The 16,748-nt window shown below is 73.3% G+C and carries 18 protein-coding genes; 7 read left to right on the top strand and 11 right to left on the bottom strand.

The annotated features are described in order from the left end of the window. Positions 1–110: 110 nt before the first annotated feature. The 3 genes from NFR93_RS06665 to NFR93_RS06655 are packed head-to-tail and all read left to right on the top strand — an operon-like array spanning position 111 to position 2,628. Positions 111–1,691, top strand: coding sequence for an SDR family oxidoreductase (locus NFR93_RS06665; protein WP_251451093.1), 1,581 nt, complete (start codon positions 111–113; stop codon positions 1,689–1,691). 35 nt (positions 1,692–1,726) lie between these two features. Beyond that, positions 1,727–2,203: a MogA/MoaB family molybdenum cofactor biosynthesis protein gene (locus tag NFR93_RS06660; RefSeq protein WP_251451091.1), complete on the top strand. Its 477-nt coding sequence runs from the start codon at positions 1,727–1,729 to the stop codon at positions 2,201–2,203. Beyond that, complete coding sequence (locus NFR93_RS06655) at positions 2,203–2,628, top strand: molybdenum cofactor biosynthesis protein MoaE (RefSeq protein ID WP_502846260.1); 426 nt, start codon at positions 2,203–2,205, stop codon at positions 2,626–2,628. Before NFR93_RS06660 ends, NFR93_RS06655 begins: the two co-directional genes overlap by 1 nt. A 33-nt stretch (positions 2,629–2,661) precedes the next feature. Here NFR93_RS06655 and NFR93_RS06650 read toward each other — a convergent pair whose 3' ends face one another. From NFR93_RS06650 to NFR93_RS06625, 6 genes are all read right to left on the bottom strand, one after another. Beyond that, positions 2,662–2,895, bottom strand: coding sequence for a MoaD/ThiS family protein (locus NFR93_RS06650; protein ID WP_251451089.1), 234 nt, complete (start codon positions 2,893–2,895; stop codon positions 2,662–2,664). Continuing rightward, positions 2,895–3,227 (bottom strand): DUF6457 domain-containing protein, encoded by a 333-nt coding sequence (locus NFR93_RS06645; RefSeq protein ID WP_251451087.1) that lies wholly within the window; start codon positions 3,225–3,227, stop codon positions 2,895–2,897. Before NFR93_RS06645 ends, NFR93_RS06650 begins: the two co-directional genes overlap by 1 nt. 164 nt (positions 3,228–3,391) lie before the next feature. Next, complete coding sequence (gene mobA / locus NFR93_RS06640) at positions 3,392–4,021, bottom strand: molybdenum cofactor guanylyltransferase (protein WP_251451085.1); 630 nt, start codon at positions 4,019–4,021, stop codon at positions 3,392–3,394. Then, positions 4,018–4,500 (bottom strand): cyclic pyranopterin monophosphate synthase MoaC, encoded by a 483-nt coding sequence (gene moaC / locus NFR93_RS06635; protein WP_251451083.1) that lies wholly within the window; start codon positions 4,498–4,500, stop codon positions 4,018–4,020. The genes mobA and moaC overlap by 4 nt, the downstream gene beginning before the upstream one ends. Then, the gene (locus NFR93_RS06630; RefSeq protein WP_251451081.1) at positions 4,497–5,732 is read right to left on the bottom strand and encodes a molybdopterin molybdotransferase MoeA; all 1,236 of its coding nucleotides are present in this window, start codon (positions 5,730–5,732) and stop codon (positions 4,497–4,499) included. The genes moaC and NFR93_RS06630 overlap by 4 nt, the downstream gene beginning before the upstream one ends. Next, positions 5,729–6,826: a ThiF family adenylyltransferase gene (locus NFR93_RS06625; protein WP_251451079.1), complete on the bottom strand. Its 1,098-nt coding sequence runs from the start codon at positions 6,824–6,826 to the stop codon at positions 5,729–5,731. The genes NFR93_RS06630 and NFR93_RS06625 overlap by 4 nt, the downstream gene beginning before the upstream one ends. 117 nt (positions 6,827–6,943) lie before the next feature. Between NFR93_RS06625 and NFR93_RS06620 the strand changes: the two genes are divergently transcribed. Genes NFR93_RS06620 through NFR93_RS06605 form a run of 4 tightly spaced genes read left to right on the top strand, consistent with a single transcriptional unit; the run spans position 6,944 to position 10,140 of the window. Further along, the gene (locus NFR93_RS06620; RefSeq protein WP_251451077.1) at positions 6,944–7,336 is read left to right on the top strand and encodes a TOBE domain-containing protein; all 393 of its coding nucleotides are present in this window, start codon (positions 6,944–6,946) and stop codon (positions 7,334–7,336) included. 31 nt (positions 7,337–7,367) lie between these two features. After that, positions 7,368–8,168, top strand: a complete 801-nt coding sequence (gene modA, locus NFR93_RS06615; RefSeq protein ID WP_251451075.1) for a molybdate ABC transporter substrate-binding protein — start codon at positions 7,368–7,370, stop codon at positions 8,166–8,168. Next, on the top strand, positions 8,165–8,995 hold the full coding sequence (locus NFR93_RS06610; RefSeq protein WP_251451073.1) for an ABC transporter permease: 831 nt from the start codon (positions 8,165–8,167) through the stop codon (positions 8,993–8,995). The genes modA and NFR93_RS06610 overlap by 4 nt, the downstream gene beginning before the upstream one ends. Continuing rightward, positions 8,971–10,140, top strand: coding sequence for a sulfate/molybdate ABC transporter ATP-binding protein (locus NFR93_RS06605; RefSeq protein ID WP_251451071.1), 1,170 nt, complete (start codon positions 8,971–8,973; stop codon positions 10,138–10,140). Before NFR93_RS06610 ends, NFR93_RS06605 begins: the two co-directional genes overlap by 25 nt. On the opposite strand, the gene NFR93_RS06600 is transcribed toward NFR93_RS06605, so the two are convergent. The 5 genes from NFR93_RS06600 to NFR93_RS06580 form a co-directional block, all read right to left on the bottom strand. Further along, the gene (locus tag NFR93_RS06600; protein ID WP_251451070.1) at positions 10,124–10,669 is read right to left on the bottom strand and encodes a GNAT family N-acetyltransferase; all 546 of its coding nucleotides are present in this window, start codon (positions 10,667–10,669) and stop codon (positions 10,124–10,126) included. The two genes, NFR93_RS06605 and NFR93_RS06600, sit on opposite strands and share 17 nt — an antisense overlap. Positions 10,670–10,678: 9 nt before the next feature. Beyond that, entirely contained in the window at positions 10,679–12,427 is a 1,749-nt protein-coding gene (gene cydC / locus NFR93_RS06595) for a thiol reductant ABC exporter subunit CydC (protein ID WP_251451068.1), read from the bottom strand. Then, positions 12,424–14,115, bottom strand: a complete 1,692-nt coding sequence (gene cydD / locus NFR93_RS06590; RefSeq protein WP_251451066.1) for a thiol reductant ABC exporter subunit CydD — start codon at positions 14,113–14,115, stop codon at positions 12,424–12,426. Before cydD ends, cydC begins: the two co-directional genes overlap by 4 nt. A 61-nt stretch (positions 14,116–14,176) precedes the next feature. Further along, a complete protein-coding gene (gene cydB, locus NFR93_RS06585; RefSeq protein ID WP_251451064.1) occupies positions 14,177–15,208 on the bottom strand; it encodes a cytochrome d ubiquinol oxidase subunit II in 1,032 nt (343 codons plus the stop codon). A 9-nt stretch (positions 15,209–15,217) separates the two neighbouring features. Further along, positions 15,218–16,645, bottom strand: a complete 1,428-nt coding sequence (locus tag NFR93_RS06580; protein WP_251451062.1) for a cytochrome ubiquinol oxidase subunit I — start codon at positions 16,643–16,645, stop codon at positions 15,218–15,220. Between the last annotated feature and the right edge of the window lie 103 nt (positions 16,646–16,748).

Genomic DNA, 16,748 nt, shown 5'->3' with positions numbered 1-16,748 from the left:
CTTGATCATGAGCCCGCCGCGCCGCCGTGTCCAGAGCCGGTCGGCACGCACGCGAGCGGATCGGTGTCAAGTCGTTGTCGGCGGCGCAGGCTGGACGTACCGTCGATCCCGTGACCGACCTGAGCTCGCCCACAGGAAGGGAAGAGGCGCTGCGCGCCCGCCCGCGACCTGACGGATCCGCCCCGCGCGCACTGGTGCTCGGGGCCACCGGCTACATCGGCGGGCGGCTGGTGCCCCGGCTGCTCAACGCCGGCTACGACGTGCGGGTCCTCGCCCGCGACCCCGCCCGCGTCGCGGCGTTCTCCTGGGGCGCCGACGTCGAGATCGAGGAGGGATCCGCCGACGACGTCGAAGCGGTCGCGGCGGCCGTGGCCGAGGTCGACGTGCTGTTCTACCTCGTGCACTCGATGGCCGCCGGGCGCGGGTTCGAGGACGCCGATCTGCGGGCCGCCCACACCGTCGCGAGCGCCGCCGCGTCGGCGGGGGTGGGACGCATCGTCTACCTCGGCGGCCTGCACCCGGACGGTGTCGACCTGTCGCCGCACCTGCGTTCGCGGGTCGAGGTGGGCGAGGTCTTCCTCTCCAGCGGGGTGCCGACCCTCGTGCTGCAGGCCGGTGTCGTGATCGGGTCGGGCTCGGCGTCGTTCGAGATGGTGCGTCACCTCACCGACGTCCTGCCGTACATGCCCGCGCCGAAGTGGGTGCGCAACCGCATCCAGCCGATCGCGGTGCGGGACGTCATGCACTACCTCCTCGGAGCGGCCCGCGTCGATTCCGACGTCAACCGCGCCGTCGACATCGGCGGACCCGATGTCCTGCGCTACGGGCAGATGATGAACGGCTACGCCGTCGAGGCCGGGCTGCACCAGCGTCCCATCGCGTCGCTGCCCGTCTTCACGCCGAATCTCGCCTCGCACTGGGTGAACCTCGTGACCCCCATCCCGCGGTCGATCGCGCGTCCGCTGGTCGCATCGCTGCAGAACGAGTGCGTCATGAAGAACCACGACGTGGACGCGCTGATCCCGCAGCCCGCGGACGGGCTGACCCCGTACCGCCGGGCGGTGCAGCTGGCCCTGCGCCGGGTGCGCGAGGACGCGGTCGAGACGAGCTGGGCCGACGGCGAGGTGCTGGGCGTGCCGAGCGATCCGCTCCCGAGCGACCCTGACTGGGCGGGGAAGGTCGTCTTCGTCGACGCCCGGACGGCCTCGACCCACGCGCCGGCCGAGGCCCTGTGGCGGGTGATCGAGGGCATCGGCGGCGAGAACGGGTGGTATTCGTCGCCCGTGCTGTGGGCGATCCGCGGGTGGATGGACCGCCTCGTCGGCGGCATCGGACTGGCCCGCGGGCGCCGCAGCCGCGACCGACTCACCGTGGGCGATGCACTGGACTTCTGGCGGGTCGAGGCGCTCGAGCCCGGCTCGTTCCTGCGCCTGCGCGCCGAGATGAAGGTGCCGGGGCTGGCATGGCTCGAGCTGCGCGCCTCGCCCGAGAACGGCGGCTCGCGATATGAGCAGCGCGCGGTGTTCTTCCCCACCGGACTGGCCGGGCGACTGTACTGGATGGCGGTGGTCCCGTTCCACGGCTTCGTCTTCGCCGGCATGGCGAACCGGATCACCGCCGCGGCCGAGCAGCTGGCCGAGGACGAGGGAACGTCGACGGCGCCGGATGCCGTCGCGACGGCATCCGAGTGAGCACCGCGCCCGGCGCCGGGCTCTAGGGTGGAAGGATGCCGCACACCGCAGCCGTCGTGACCGTGTCGGACCGGTCGGCGGCCGGTGAGCGTCCGGACTCCAGCGGGCCGATCGCCGTGGCGGCTCTGCGCGCGGCAGGGTTCGCGTGCGAGGACGCCCTCGTCGTCCCGGATGGCGCCGACAGCGTCGAGCGGGCGCTGCAGGCACTCGCCGCAGGCGGCGCGCGGGTGATCGTGACCACCGGGGGCACCGGGGTCGGTCCGCGCGACCAGACCCCCGAGGGGACGCTCCGCGTCATCGACCGCGAGCTTCCCGGCATCGGCGAAGAGCTGCGCAGGCGGGGCGTGAGCGAGAAACCCGCAGCCATGCTGTCGCGCGGCGTGGCGGGGATCGCCGCCCGCAGTCTCATCGTCAACCTGCCGGGGTCGACCGCGGCCGTCCGCTCGGGGATGCCGGTGATACTCGCCGTCGCCGGTCACGTCATCGATCAGCTGGACGGGGGAGACCACTGATGCCCGTGCGCGTGGCCCGCATCTCGAACAACGCGCTCGAGCTCGACGCCCACATCGCAGCCGTAGAGGATCCCGCAGCGGGCGCCGTGACGACGTTCGTCGGGCGTGTTCGCGACCACGATCCCGACGCGCAGGGCGCGGTGGTCGCCCTGGAGTACTCCGCCCACCCGGATGCCGAGACCGCACTCGCGCGGATCGCCGAGGGCGCCATCGGCGACACCGACGCCCTGGTCGCGGTGAGTCATCGTGTCGGGCGACTCGCCGTCGGGGATGCCGCCGTGGTGATCGCGGTGGCCTCCTCGCATCGGGCGGAGGCGTTCGAGGTTTGTCGCGCGGTCATCGAGACGATCAAGACCGACCTGCCGGTCTGGAAGCGCCAGGTCGAGGCGGACGGCTCGACGGCGTGGAAGGGCCTCGGCGGCTGAATCACGGCCCGCGGGAGGCCCGGTCGGGTCGACTCAGCCGCCCGCGAACGGGGGCAGGACGTCGACGACGTCGGTCGCCGCCAGGGCGGTGTCGTCGGCGACGCGCTCGCCGCCCACGAGCACGGCGCAGCGCGGCAGGATGCCGCCGAGCCCCGGATGCTCGGCGGCGACGGCCCGCCGCAGCTCGCCCAGGGTCGTCTCGGCGCGCGACTCCTCGTCGCGACCCACGGCCTCTTCGGCCGCGGCGAAATAGCGGACGGTGGGCATCAGGCGATCCCGCCGATGCCGGGCTCGGGGTCTTCGGCGGCCGACTCCGCGGGCGGGGTGTCGACGTGGTCCACCGTGCCGGCAAGCGCGACCACCGCGGCGAGGGCGTCGCGGATCGCCGCGTCGTCGCCCCCGCGCAGGCCCGCCGCCAGGCCGGCGGCGAACGCGCCGACGGGGGCGGCCGGCCGGGCGACGGCGGTGGCGACGTCGCGCGCCAGATCCAGGATGCCGGTCACCGGCACCTGCGCGGGGTCCAGGTCGAACCGCTCGCGGAGCGCGCCCGCCCACGCGTCCAGGGCTTCGGGAGGAAGGGTGCGGGACTGCTCGCTCATGATGTCTTCTCCGACCGGTTGCGGCTCGTGGCGCGGCGCGCCGGCCGCGTCATGATGATCTCACGCGCGGGCGCGGATCTCACGCGGGCGCGGATCTCACGCGGGCAGGGATCTCATGCGCGCGGGGGACTCACGGCAGCGGAGATGTCACGGCAGCGGCGATGTCACAGCCCCGAGGCGCCGAAGCGTCGGGCGTCGTCCCACGTGTCGATGTCATCGGTGAGCTCGGGCGCCCGCACCACGGTGATGGCCAGATCGGCCATGAGCTCTCGGACGGCGGCGTCGCGACCGTCGTCGGCGAGGGCGGATGCCGCGTCCTGCAGTGACCGGGTGCGGTACATCCCGATGAGCCACTGCGGTCGGCTGCCGGCGTCTCCGAGGCACACCCCGTCCGCGTCGGCGGGGAGCAGACCACGGTCGGCCGACAGTCGCGCGACGGCATCGGTCACGCGGGGGAGGTCGGCGCCGACCAGCAGCGTCCAGCCGGGGGCGATACCCGAGGCCGCCCACTCGCGCAGCGCCGCGACGACACCCGCCGCCGGCCCGCCGAAGGGCGGATCCTCGCGCACCCAGTCGACCTCGAGTGCCGGGTCGAGCATCGGCCCGACCACGGTGACGGGCTTGGCCCCCGCGTCGAGGGCCGCGTCGACGGCCGCGCCCAGCAGGGTGCGACCGTGAACCACCAGCTGCGGCTTCGCTGCACCGCCCATACGCGACGCCCGACCACCCGCCAGCACGATGGCGCCGAGCGCCTCATCCGCGGCCGTGTGCCCCGTCGTCGTCTGTGCCGTCATGCGGGATCCTCGTCCGGGCGCACCCAGTCGCCGCTCTTGCCGCCGGTCTTGGCGACGATGCGGACGTTCTCGATGGAGGTGGCCTTGTCGAGGGCCTTCACCATGTCGACCACGGCGAGCCCCGCGACCGTCACGGCCGTGAGCGCCTCCATCTCGACGCCGGTGCGGTCGGCGGTGCGGACGGTCGCCTCGATAGCGACGCCGGTGTCCTCCACCTGCAGGTCGACCACGGCGCCGTGGACGCCGATGACGTGTGCGAGAGGAAGCAGCTCGGGCGTGCGCTTGGCCGCCTGGATGCCCGCGATGCGGGCGACGGCGAGCACGTCGCCCTTGGGCACGGTCCCGTCCCGAAGCGCGGCGACGACTTCGGGCGCGCAGCGGACGAATGCGCGGGCGGTCGCCGAGCGGACCGTGGGCTGCTTCAGGGTGACGTCGACCATGCGGGCGTGGCCCGCGGCATCCAGGTGGGTGAAGCTCATGAGATCAGCATGACATCGACCAGGTCGCCGGCTCCGACCATCTCGACCTCGGTGGGGACCACCGCGTACGCGTCGGCGCGCCCGAGTCCGCCCGCCAGGTGGGAGCCCCCCGACGTCGCCGGCACGGCACGCCAACCGTCCGGATCGCCGCGATCGATCGAGACCGGCAGGTACTGACGGCGCCCGGGCGGCGTCCGCCAGCCGCGGGCGGCGGGGATGCGCAGCATCGGGCGGGCGAGGGTCGACCGCCCCTGCGCGGCGAGCAGAGCCGGCCGCACGAAGACCTCGAACGAGACGGCGGAGCTGACCGGGTTGCCGGGAAGCCCGAAGAGCAGGGTGCCGTCATACAGGGCCCCGAACCCCTGCGGCTTGCCCGGCTGCATGGCCACCCCGGCGAACGACATGGCGCCGGCGAGCGATGTCTTGACCACCTCGTACGCTCCGGCGCTGACGCCCCCGGAGAACACCACGACGTCGGCCCCGAGCTCCTGCGCCTGCGCGACGACCTCGGCCGGACCGTCGCCGTCGTCGGCGACGGTCGTGCGCAGCACGATCTCGGCGCCGCACTCGACGGCCAGACCGGCGAGCAGCTCGCCGTTGGACTCGGGGATCTGGCCGCGCTCGAGCGGTCGGCCCGACGGTACGAGCTCCGACCCGGTCGAGACCACCACCACCCGCGGGCGCCGCGACACCCGCACCCGGTCCACCCCGGCGGCGGCCGCGGCGGCCCGCTGCAGCGGGCCGAGCAGCACTCCCGGGGGCAGGACCTCGTCGCCCGCGCGGGCGTCCTCGCCGCGGCGGCGGATGTGTGCGCCGGATGCGCGCGGTGCGCGCTGCACGTCGATCCGGTCGAGCGAGTCCGCCAGGCCCTGCGCGGTGTCTTCGAAGGGCACGATCGCGTCGGCATCGGTCGGCACGGGCGATCCGGTCATGATGCGCGCGGCCTCGCCCGTCGCCAGAGCGGGATCGTCCCCGGTTCCCGCCGGCAGATCCGCCACGACGCGCAACGGGACCGGCGAACGCGGGGCTGCTGCAGCGACATCGGTGAAGCGCACGGCGAACCCGTCCATCGCCGAGTTGTCGAACGCCGGCAGGTCGACGCGGGCCCGCACGCTCTCGCGGAGCGTCAGACCGGCGGCGTCCGCCACCGCGACCTCGATCGCCTCGACAGAGCGCACACGGCCGAGCACGTCCTCGAGGTGCTCCTCGACCGTGCGCAACGACGAGCTCATGCGCGCACGCCCCGTCCGCCGTGCGCGCCCTCGGCGGCATTCCATGCGCGCATCCCTCCGGCGAGGACGGATGCCGGGATGCCGGCTGCGCGAAGGGCCTCGGCCGCGCGACGGGCACGCATGCCGACCTCGCACACGATCACGAGGTCCTCGCTGCCGGCGAGCACGCGGGGATCGGCCAGCAGCCGACCGAGAGGCACGTGGCGGGCACCGGCGATCATCCCGGTCGACACCTCGTGGTCCTCCCGGACGTCGACGATCGTGGCGCGCGCGAGGTCCACGCTCTCGGGCGTCACCTGGGGGACGGGCTGGACGGCGGCGGGGCGCACGCGCGCCCGACGCAGCGGCACCTCGCGCTGGCGGGCGCGCAGACCGTCGATGACGAGCACGCGGCCCAGGAGCGGCTCTCCGATGCCGGTGATGAGCTTCACCGCCTCCATCGACAGCAGCGATCCCACCTGCAGGCACAGCGCGCCGAGAACCCCGACCTCCTCGCAGGTCGGGACCTCGCCCACGCTTCCGGGCGGGTACAGGTCGGCGAGCCGCACGGGGGCCTCGCCCGCCGGCGGCGACGACCAGAACACCGTCACCTGTGCGTCGAACGCCTGAACGGTGCCCCACACCAGCGGCACGCCGAGTTCCTCGCAGGCCGCCGCGACCGCCTCGCGGGTGTCGAAGGTGTCGGAGCCGTCGATCACGAGGTCGGCCCCCTCGAGCAGACGTCGAGCGTTGGAGGGCGAGAGCCGTTCGCGGACGCCGTGGACGAACGTGTCGGACAGGTGCGCTGCCGCCCGAGCGGCACTGGCCACCTTCGGTTCGCCGGAGTCCTCGCGTCGGTGGATGACCTGACGCTGCAGGTTGGAGATCTCCACCACGTCGTCGTCGATGACGGTGAGGGCGCCGACGCCGGCCGCGGCGAGGGCCAGGACCACGGGCGAGCCGATGCCGCCCGCGCCCACGACGGCGACGTGCGCGGCGGCGAGCCGCCGCTGCCCGAGGTCGCCGACTCCGGCGAGTGATCGGTGACGCGCCGTGCGGGCACGCTCGGCCTCGCTCAAGGCGGCGACGGGCTCGACGAGCGGCGGCAGCGGCATCCTCCCAGGCTACCGCCGCGGCCTGGGGGCAGCGCGGCGGCCGACCCATCGCGTAACGACCGCAGATGCGGTTGATGAGGCGGGTCCGCGCCGCAGATGCGGTGATACGGTGACGGCATGGCGAGCTACAAGATCGCGCACGCCGCGCGGCTTCTCGGAGTGAGCGACGACACCGTGCGGCGGTGGGTCGACGCCGGCATCCTCCCCGTCACGCAGGCGAGCCCGGCCGAGGTCCCCGGCGAGGCGCTCGCGGCCCGCGCCGTCGACCTGGCAGCCGACGGCGTCGACTCCTCGGACGCCCTTTCGAGCGCCCGCAATCGCTTCACCGGCCTGGTGACGCGCGTGCAGCTGGACGGGGTGATGGCGCAGGTCGACATCCAGTCCGGTCCTCATCGCATCGTCTCGCTCATGTCCGCCGAGGCGGTGCGCGAACTGGGCCTCGAGGTCGGCGCGCTCGCCGTCGCCGTCGTCAAGGCGACGACGGTCATCGTGGAAACACCGAGACCCTGAGTCCGCGAACCCTCGGCTCCGAATGACTCCCGTGCGACATTCCTCCTCCCTGCGACCGCTTCTCGCGGTGCTGACGGTGGCCGCGTCCGTCGCCGTCGGCGGGTGCGCGGCCGACGGCGATCCGGATGCCGCGACCGGCGCCCCGAGCGGGAGCGAGCTCTCGGGCGAGCTCACCGTCTACGCCGCGGCCTCACTGGGCGGCGCGTTCGATGAGATCGCCGCGCGTTTCGCCGAGCGGCATCCCGGGCTGGAGGTGCGCCCCATCGTCTACGACGGCTCGACGTCCCTCTCGACGCAGATCGTCGCCGGAGCGCCCGCCGACGTCTTCGCCGCGGCGGACGAGGCCGCCATGGACGTCGTGGTCGATGCCGGTCTCGCGTCGGCCCCCACCGTGTTCGCCACCAACACGCTGGTGATCGCGGTGCCGTCGGGAAACCCCGCCGGCGTGACGGCGCTCGAGGATCTCGCGCGTCCCGCCACCACCGTGGTGCTCTGCGCGCCCGAGGTGCCCTGCGGCGCCGCATCCCGGCGATTGCTCGACCGGCAGAACGTCGACGTCTCGCCGGTCAGTGTCGAGCAGAACGTCACGGCAGTGCTGACGAAGGTCGCCGCCGCCGAAGCGGACGCCGGTCTGGTGTACGCCACCGACATCGCCCGTGCGCGCGGTATCCGGGCCGTTGCGGCCGAGGGGGCCGACCAGGTCGTCAGCCGCTATCCGATCGCCACCCTCGCCGACGCGGGGAACCCCGCGGCCGCTGCGGCCTTCGAGGACTTCGTGACCGGCCCCGAGGGCCGGCGCGTGCTCGCCGACGCCGGATTCGGGGCGCCATGAGTCTCGTGACCTCGACGCGCGCCGGCACGGCGCCGGCGCGCGGTTTCGTTCCACGCATCCTCGCCCTCCCCGCGCTGCTCGGGCTGGCGCTGCTCATCGTTCCGCTGATCGCCCTGGTGAGCCGGGTCGAGTTCTCGACGCTGTGGCGGGACGTGACCTCGCCCGAGGCGCTCGCGGCGCTGGGCCTGTCGCTGCGGACCGGGCTGATCGCGACGGGCCTGTGCGTCCTGCTGGGCGTTCCGCTCGCGCTCCAGATGGCACGGATGCGGTCGCGCGCAGCCGCCGTGGTGCGCGCCCTCGTCACCATCCCCCTCGTGCTGCCCCCGATGGTCGGCGGCGTCGCCCTGCTGTTCCTGTTCGGACGTACCGGCTGGGCGGGTGCCGCTCTGGCGGAGTGGGGGATCCGCGTGCCGTTCACCACCTTCGCGGTCGTGCTGGCGCAGACCTTCGTCGCCCTCCCATTCCTCGTCCTCGCCCTCGAGGGGTCGCTGCGAGCCACGGGGATCGGGTTCGAGCAGACGGCCGCAGCGCTGGGGGCGGGCCGGTGGACGATCCTTCGCCGCGTGACGCTGCCGCTGGCGGCACCGGGGCTCGTCGCCGGAGTCGTGCTGTGCTTCGCGCGCGCCATCGGAGAGTTCGGGGCGACGGCGCTGTTCGCCGGCAACGCACCGGGGGTCACGCAGACCATGCCGCTCGCCATCTACACCGCGTTCAACGGCGCGGGTGTGTCGCAGGGCACCGCCGTCGCGCTGTCGCTCCTGCTGCTCGTCGCCGCCGTCGCCGTGCTGGTGCTGGTGCGGGCATGGCGAGCGGAGTCGCCGCGGTGACCGGGCAGTCGCTCGACGCGCGGGTGACCGTGCATCGCCCGGGCTTCGATCTGGATGCCGCGATCGCGGTGTCCGGGGGCGAGACCGTCGCCGTGATGGGCCCGAGCGGCGCCGGCAAGTCCACGCTCCTCGCGACCCTCGCGGGGCTGGAGCGGCTCCACGCCGGACGCATCCGCGTGGGGGAGCGCACCCTCGACAGCGCGTCACGACCCCGGGTGCGGACCTCGCCCGACCGCCGCGGCGTCGTCCTGCTCGGCCAGGAGCCCCGTCTGTTCCCGCACCTCACCGCCCTCGAGAACATCGCCTTCGGTCCGCGTGCGGCCGGCACCGCGCGCACCGTGGCCGAAGCCGACGCCGACGAGTGGCTGTGGCGCGTCGGCCTCGACGGGCTCGGCGCGCGGCGTCCGGTGCAGCTGTCGGGTGGACAGCAGCAGCGCGTCGCGCTCGCCCGGGCGCTGGCGACCTCGCCGGCCGTGCTGCTCCTGGACGAGCCGCTCACCTCGCTCGACATCGAGACGGCCGCCGACATCCGGGCCGTCCTGCGGGATCAGCTCAGCGCGACGCGCACCACCGCGGTCGTCGCCACGCATGACGCCGTGGACGCCGTCGCCCTGGCATCGCACCTGGTGGTGCTCGAGAGCGGTCGGGTGACCCAGTCCGGCTCGGTGCGCGAGGTCCTGGCCGCGCCTGAGACGAGGTTCGTCGCCGCTGTGGCGGGCCTCAACCGCGTGGTCGGCGCGGTGCGGGACGGGGTGTTCACCGCCGACGACGCCGAGATGTCGATCGCCGTCGGGCCGGCGTCCGATGGGCGCGACGGGCCTGCCGTCGCCGTGTTCAGGCCATCGGCGACCGACATCGCGCGGGCCGACGCCGCCACCTGGACGGCGGCTCTGCGGCTGCCCTCACCGACCGCGCCGGGCGAGTGGCTCGCGCGCGTCGTGCGGCTGGAGCCGACGCCGGCGGGTGTCCGGGTGCGCACGGCCGTACCGGATGTGGCCGTGGATCTGCCGGCGGACCGAGCGGCCGCTCTCGACCTCGCTCCCGGGACGCCCGTGCACGTGCGTGTCGGGGCGCGCCACGTGCGGGTGGTGGCAGCCCCCGGGCGTCCGACCGCCGCCGAGACCGGCGCTATCGCACGCGGCTGAGCGAGGTCGTCCGGCGTCGTTCGTGCAGCGTGTACCGGCGGCCGTCGGCGCCGGTGCGGTGATCGACGAGCACCCCGCCGTCCTCTCTCCAGCCGTTCCGCTCGTAGAAGCTCGCGGCGCGTGCATTCCCCTCGAGCACCCACAGGTGCGCGTCGGTGAAGCCGGCATCCCGCAGTCCGCGCTCGGCCGCCGACAGCAGGGCTGCGCCGACCCCGGTCGACCAGTGGGAGGCGAGGGCGTAGAGGGCGAACAGCTGACCGCTGCCGGGACGCTCCTCGTCGACGGAAGGGCCGTACGCAGCCCATCCGACCACGCCGCCGTCGAGCTCGGCCACCAGCTCGGCCCCGCGCGGGTCGGCGTGCGTGCGGTCCCAGACGTCCCGCCGGCGAGCCGCCTCGCGCTCCTCGTCCATGTGCGCGAGCACCTCGTCGTCGATGAGGCCGTCGTAGGCGGCACGCCACGTCGTCACACGGACCTGGGCGATCGCCGCCGCGTCGTCGCGGACGGCGGTGCGCACGGTGAGGGTCATCCGACGATGCTAGCCAGCGGACCCCGCCGCCGGCGTGGCCGTGGGCGCAGACCGGACGTGTCCGTCCTCGATCCGCACGACGCGGTCGACGAGGCCGTCGGGCGGCGCGACGTGCGAGATCAGCACCACGGACTGCTCCGGGCCGACCGCGGTCAGGAGGTCTCGCAGCAGGGCGTCCGCCGCGGCCGGGTCCACGCCGGCCGTCGGCTCGTCCAGAACGAGCACGGGGAAGTCGCGCAGAAGAGCCCGAGCGAGGGCGATGCGCTGCGCCTGCCCGCCTGAGACGAGGGCGCCGCGCTCGCCGACCCGCGCATCCAGACCACCGCGGTCGCGAAGCCACGCCGCCAGTCCCACCCGCTCGAGAACGGCCACGAGCTGCTCATCGGTCGCGGTGTCGCGGGCGAACAGCAGATTCTGGCGGATGTCCTCGTCGAAGAGCATGGGGTGCTGCTCGCACAGTCCCACCGTCAGCCGGACGTCGTCCGCGGCGAGAGCGGCCACATCGGCCCCTCCGATCTCATATCGGCCGTCGACGTCGAGGAAGCGCACCAGCGCGTGAGCCAGTGTCGTCTTGCCGGCGCCGCTCGGCCCCTCGACCAGCACGCGTTCGCCGGCCCCGATGCGCAGTTCGTCGACGACGAGAGAGGGTTTCGGCTGGGCCGCGCCCGGATCGCCCGGCCAGCGGATGACCGCTTTCTGGAGGCGGAGGCCGTCGCCGAGCGGCGGCGCGAGCCCGGTGGGCGCGGGCCCGCGAGCCACGAGCTCGGCCGGCACGTCGTCGGGTACGGCGTCGGCGACGCGCGCGGCGGCCGAGCGCACCTGGCGCCAGGCCGAGGCCGCGAGGGGGACGGCGGCGAACACCTCGAAGACCGCGATCGGCACGAGCACGGCGACGGCGAAAGCGGGGGCGCTGACAGTGCCGTCGGACACCTGGGGCGCGACCACCGCGATCGCCGCGATTGAGGCAGCGCCGGCCAGGAGCGACACCACGGCGGCCGTCCCCGCCTGCGCCGCCGTGCGACGGATCACGGCTCTGCGGAGCGCGGCATCGGCGTCGCGGATGCGACCGGTGCTGGTCTCGGCCGCGCCGTAGGCCTGCAGCACATCCAGACTCGCGAAGTGATCGAGGACGGCGTCGGCCAGGCGGCCGCGGAGGGGGGCGATCGCCCGTTCCCACCGCGCGCCCGAGGCCCAGCCCCACAGGGTCGCCGCCGCCGCGGCCGCGGCGAGGCACGCCAGGAGAGTCAGTGCGGCCGGCACCGAGACGAAGCCGACGAGTACCACGGCGCCTACCGCGACCGCGGCCGAGGCTGCGAGCGGCTGCACGACGCGCAGCGGCAGATTCTGCAGTTCGTCGACATCGTCGACGAGGGTGCCCAGAACGGATCCGCGGCGCGTGCGGGCGAGGCCGTCGGGCGCGAGGGGGACCAGCCGGCGGACGAGATCGCCCCGGGCGGCAGCCAGGCGCCGGAGTGCGGCGTCATGCCCGCTCAGGCGCTCGAGATAGCGGAAGACCGCGCGCGACAGGGCGAAGAAGCGCACGCCGACCACGGCCGCGGAGAGGAACAGGACGGGAGGCTGCTCACTGGCCCGCACGATGAGCCAGGCGCTCACCGCCAGCAGGGCGACCGCCGAGGCTTCGGAGGCGAAACCGCTCGCGAGCGCGGGCCACAGCCGGCGGGCCGGCGGCAGCGCCCGGCGCAGCACAGCGCGCTCCCGGGCGCGGGAGGAGAGAGTCGAGGGCTCGGAACGAGTCATGCCGGAACCTCCGCCGGCTGCACCGGCACGACCGCATCGGCGATGTCGCGCGCGGTCGGACGGTGAGAGACCAGCAGGACGATCGCGCCGGCATCCGCCAGGCTGCGCAGCGATGCCCACAGCCGCCGCTCCGTGGCGGCGTCCAGCGCCGAACTCGGCTCGTCCAGCGCCAGGACCGGCGCGCGACCTCGCAGATGCCGGTAGATCGCCCGCGCGACGGCCACGCGCTGCGCCTGACCGCCCGACAGCCCCGCCCCCTGCACGCCCAGGTGCCGCCGGGGGTCGATGCCGTCCGCGCAGGCCAGCGTCAGCGCTCGGAGGACGAGGGACTCGTCGACCTCGGCATCGCCCAGCGCGACGTTCTCACCCACGGTCCCGGCGATGAGGCCCGGATGCTGACCGGCCCACGCGAGCCAGTCCGCCGGTGCCAGCCCGCCCACCTCGGCGCCGCGCCATCGCGCCGATCCGTCGTAGGCCGCCGCGCCGCGGAGTGCGGCGAGCACGCTCGACTTGCCCGCTCCGCTGGCGCCCTCGATGAGCACCAGCTCACCCGGGGCCGCGTGCAGATCGACAGGTCCCAGGACCCGGTCGCCGCGCCGCACCCGCAGTCCGTCGACGGCGAGTGTCCGCTCTCCCGTCGCTCCCGACGGGGAACCGGTCCCGGTCGCGCGGAGTGGGCGCGCGCCGTCGGCACGCGCGGCGTCGAGGACGCCGAAGACATCCTCGGTGGCGGCGACCCCTTCGGCGGCCGCGTGGAACTGGACGCCGACCTGCCGCAGCGGCAGGTACGCCTCGGGGGCCAGGAGCAGCACGAACAGACCCACCGCCAGGGCGAGCGAACCGTCGATCAGCCGGAAGCCGATCGAGACGGCCACGATCGCCACCGAGATGGACGCCAGGAACTCCAACGCGAATCCCGACAGGAACGACACGCGCAGCACCTTCATCGTCTCGCGTCGATAGCGATCGGTGACGGCCTCGATCGAGGCGGCCGCGCGATGCTGGCGCCCGAACACGGTGAGGGTCGCCAGGCCCTGCACGGTGTCGGCGAATCGGGTCGCCAGGTGCTGCAGCGTGCGCCACTGCCTGTGCTGGACCGCGCGCGTGGTGAGGCCGATGAGAACCATGAAGATCGGGATGAGGGGGAGCGTCAGAGCGACGGTGAGCCCCGAGATCCAGTCCTGCCACCACATCACCAGCACGAGCAGCGGCGTCGCCACGACGGTCTGCACGAGTTGGGGCAGGTAGCGGCCGAAGTAGGCCTCGAGGGCGTCGAGTCCCCGGCCGGCCGTCACCGCGAGGCCGGCCTTGCTGCGACGGGCCAGCCAGTCGGGCCCGAGCGCCCCGACCGCGTCGACGAGGCGTGAGCGCAGTTCGGACTGCACGCGCGCTGCGGCGCGCGCTGCCACCCACTCCCGCGCCCACAGCAGCACCGCGCGCGCCGCGACGGCGACCGCGAGGAGCGCCAGCGCGCGGGCGATCTCGCCAGGAGGAGCCGCGTCCACGACACCGACCAGCGCCTGCGTGAGCAGCCAGGCGATCGCGACGGTCGTGGCCGTCTGGGCCAGGGCGATGAGCGCGATCGCCGCGAAGAATCCGCGCGAGGCGCGAGCGTAGCGCAGCAGTCGCGGGTCCACCGGCCGCACGCGCTCTGGGCGCGTGCCGGTCGCGGCATCCGTTTCGATCATCGCTTCTCGACCCTATCCGCCACGCGCACCTCGATCCCGGCGCGCGACCGGAGACCGGTGCTCAGTGGACGGCCGCGCCGGCCTTCTCGATGTGGGTGCGGGTGACGCGCTTGCGGAAGACCCAGTACGTCCAGCCCTGGTACAGCAGAACCAGCGGGAGGAAGATCACCGCCGCCCAGGTCATGATCGTGAGCGTGTAATCGGTGCTGGAGGCGTTCTCGATCGTGAGGGAGAACGCCGGGTCGGTCGACGACGGCATGACGTTGGGGAACAGCGCCAGCCACAGGGTCAGCACCGCCGCCACGATCGTCGCCGCGCCGAAGCCGAAGGCCCAGCCCTCACGGTCGCGCATGTTGAACACGAGCGACATGATCAGGGTCACGGCGGCGATCGCCGCGCACGCGATGACCCCGGCGATGAGAGGGGCTCCCGCGCCGACGGCGTTGAAGACGGTCCACACGAGGAAGACCGCGGCCACCGCGACGGCGGCGAGACCGGACGTGCGCGCCAGCACGCGGGCATCCGTGTGCACCTGCCCGTCGGTCTTGAGCGCGACGAAGTAGACGCCGTGGGTGAAGAAGAGCAGCAGCGTCGTCAGCCCGCCGAGGATCGCGTACGGGTTCAGCAGGGTCAGCAGGGTGCCGGTGAACTCGAAGTCTGCGTCGATCGGCACGCCCTGCACGATGTTGGCGACCGCGACGCCCCAGAGGAAGGCCGGCACCGCCGAGCCCACGATGATCATGAGGTCGAATCGCTTCTTCCAGCGGAGGTCGTCACGCTGATGGCGGTACTCGAAGGCCACGCCCCGCGCGATGAGGGCGAGAAGGATCAGCAGCAGCGCCAGGTAGAAGCCGCTGAAGAGCGTCGCGTACCACTCCGGGAAGGCGGCGAACAGGCACGCGCCCGCGACGATCACCCATGTCTCGTTGAGGTCCCACACCGGCCCGATCGTGTTGATGATCTGACGGCGCGACACCTCGTTGCGGCCGAGGAAGGGCAGCGACATGCCCACGCCGAAGTCGAAGCCGTCGAGGACGAAGTAGCCGACGAAGAAGACGCCGACGATGAAGAACCAGACGTATGCGAGATCCATGGCCGTCTCCTAGTAGACCGTCGTCGGGGTGTCTTCGATCGCGCGCGAACGCGGATCGGGGTCGTCGGGGCCGGGCAGCGGATCCGGGCCCTGCTGGGCCGCCTTGAGGATGAGGCCGAACTCCACCACGGCCAGGGCCGCATAGACGAGCGTGAAGGCCACGAGTGAGATCAGCACCGTCCAGCCGGGGACGTTCGGCGAGACGCCGTCCTCGGTGAGCATGAGGCCGAAGACGATCCAGGGCTGTCGGCCCATCTCGGTGAACACCCACCCGACGAGGCTGCCGAGCAGCGGCAGGGGAGCGGACCAGATCGCGATCCGCCACATCCAGCCGGCGACGGGGCGGGTCGCCTTCTTCCGCGTGACCCAGAGCCCCGCCACGGCGATGAGGGCCGCCGCGCCGCCGAGACCGATCATCCAGCGGAAGGACCAGTAGGTCACCCACACGATGGGCATGTAGTCCACGCCCGCGCCGAACTGCTCGCTGTACAGTGCCTGCAAGTCGTTGAGTCCCTCGACGCAGCCGTCGAGCGAGTGGGTCGACAGCAGGGACAGCAGGTAGGGCACGCGCAGCGACCAGATCTCCTCGGAGCCGTCGGGGGTGCCGAGCGAGAAGATCGAGAACGACGCGTCCGCCCCGCACGCGGTGTTCCACATCGCCTCGGCGGCCGCCATCTTCATCGGCTGGGTGGCCACCATGACCAGGCTCAGCTGGTCGCCCGACAGGGCCACGCCGGCGAACGAGACGAGCATGCCCCACAGCCCGAAGCGCAGCGACGAGCGCATCGCCTCGAGGTGCTGACCGCGAGAGAGGTGCCACGCCGAGACGGCGATGACCACGGCGGCCGAGAACATCCACGCCGCGAAGATCGTGTGCGGGAACGCCGCCAGCACGACCGGGTTGGTGAGCACCGCCCCGAAGTCGATGAGTTCGGCCCGTCCGCCGTCCGCGGCCATCTGGTAGCCGACCGGGTTCTGCATGAACGCGTTCGCGGCCAGGATGAAGTACGCCGACAGGGTCGAGCCGAGCACCACCATCCAGATCGATGCGAGGTGCAGGGCGCGGGGGAGCTTGTCCCACCCGAAGATCCACAGCCCGATGAAGGTCGCCTCGAAGAAGAAGGCCATGAGGCCCTCGAATGCCAGGGGTGCGCCGAACACGTCGCCCACGAAGCGCGAGTACGCCGACCAGTTCATGCCGAACTGGAACTCCTGCACGATGCCGGTCACGACGCCCATGGCGAAGTTGATGAGGAAGATCTTGCCGAACAGACGTGTCAGGTGCAGCCACTTCACGTCGCCGGTGCGGTGCCACACGGTCTGGAAGATGGCGACCACCAGCGCCATGCCGAGGGTGAGCGGCACGAACAGGTAGTGATACAGGGTCGTGAGGCCGAACTGCCAGCGGGCGAGCAGTAGCGGGTCCAGCAGCTCCACGTGCGGTCTCCGATCGGTCGAGCGATCCTGTGGTCAGGCCACAGAGTACCATGTGGTCTGACCACGTGGCAGGGCGAGAGGGGAACGAGTCGGAGGGGCCGGC

The sequence above is a fragment of the Microbacterium sp. Marseille-Q6648 genome (assembly GCF_943181415.1).
Taxonomy (GTDB): Bacteria; Actinomycetota; Actinomycetes; order Actinomycetales; family Microbacteriaceae; genus Microbacterium.
Note: the sequence above shows the minus strand (reverse complement) of the source record. Positions and strands in the feature narration are given on the sequence as shown.

Bases quoted from the DNA above. Each gene is read 5' to 3' on its own strand.
- NFR93_RS06660 (WP_251451091.1), top strand. From the start codon at position 1,727: ATGCCGCACACCGCAGCCGTCGTGACCGTGTCGGACCGGTCGGCGGCC.
- NFR93_RS06655 (WP_502846260.1), top strand. From the start codon at position 2,203: ATGCCCGTGCGCGTGGCCCGCATCTCGAACAACGCGCTCGAGCTCGAC.
- NFR93_RS06650 (WP_251451089.1), bottom strand. From the start codon at position 2,895: ATGCCCACCGTCCGCTATTTCGCCGCGGCCGAAGAGGCCGTGGGTCGC.
- NFR93_RS06645 (WP_251451087.1), bottom strand. From the start codon at position 3,227: ATGAGCGAGCAGTCCCGCACCCTTCCTCCCGAAGCCCTGGACGCGTGG.
- mobA (WP_251451085.1), bottom strand. From the start codon at position 4,021: ATGACGGCACAGACGACGACGGGGCACACGGCCGCGGATGAGGCGCTC.
- moaC (WP_251451083.1), bottom strand. From the start codon at position 4,500: ATGAGCTTCACCCACCTGGATGCCGCGGGCCACGCCCGCATGGTCGAC.
- NFR93_RS06630 (WP_251451081.1), bottom strand. From the start codon at position 5,732: ATGAGCTCGTCGTTGCGCACGGTCGAGGAGCACCTCGAGGACGTGCTC.
- NFR93_RS06625 (WP_251451079.1), bottom strand. From the start codon at position 6,826: ATGCCGCTGCCGCCGCTCGTCGAGCCCGTCGCCGCCTTGAGCGAGGCC.
- NFR93_RS06620 (WP_251451077.1), top strand. From the start codon at position 6,944: ATGGCGAGCTACAAGATCGCGCACGCCGCGCGGCTTCTCGGAGTGAGC.
- NFR93_RS06610 (WP_251451073.1), top strand. From the start codon at position 8,165: ATGAGTCTCGTGACCTCGACGCGCGCCGGCACGGCGCCGGCGCGCGGT.
- NFR93_RS06605 (WP_251451071.1), top strand. From the start codon at position 8,971: ATGGCGAGCGGAGTCGCCGCGGTGACCGGGCAGTCGCTCGACGCGCGG.
- NFR93_RS06600 (WP_251451070.1), bottom strand. From the start codon at position 10,669: ATGACCCTCACCGTGCGCACCGCCGTCCGCGACGACGCGGCGGCGATC.
- cydC (WP_251451068.1), bottom strand. From the start codon at position 12,427: ATGACTCGTTCCGAGCCCTCGACTCTCTCCTCCCGCGCCCGGGAGCGC.
- cydD (WP_251451066.1), bottom strand. From the start codon at position 14,115: ATGATCGAAACGGATGCCGCGACCGGCACGCGCCCAGAGCGCGTGCGG.
- cydB (WP_251451064.1), bottom strand. From the start codon at position 15,208: ATGGATCTCGCATACGTCTGGTTCTTCATCGTCGGCGTCTTCTTCGTC.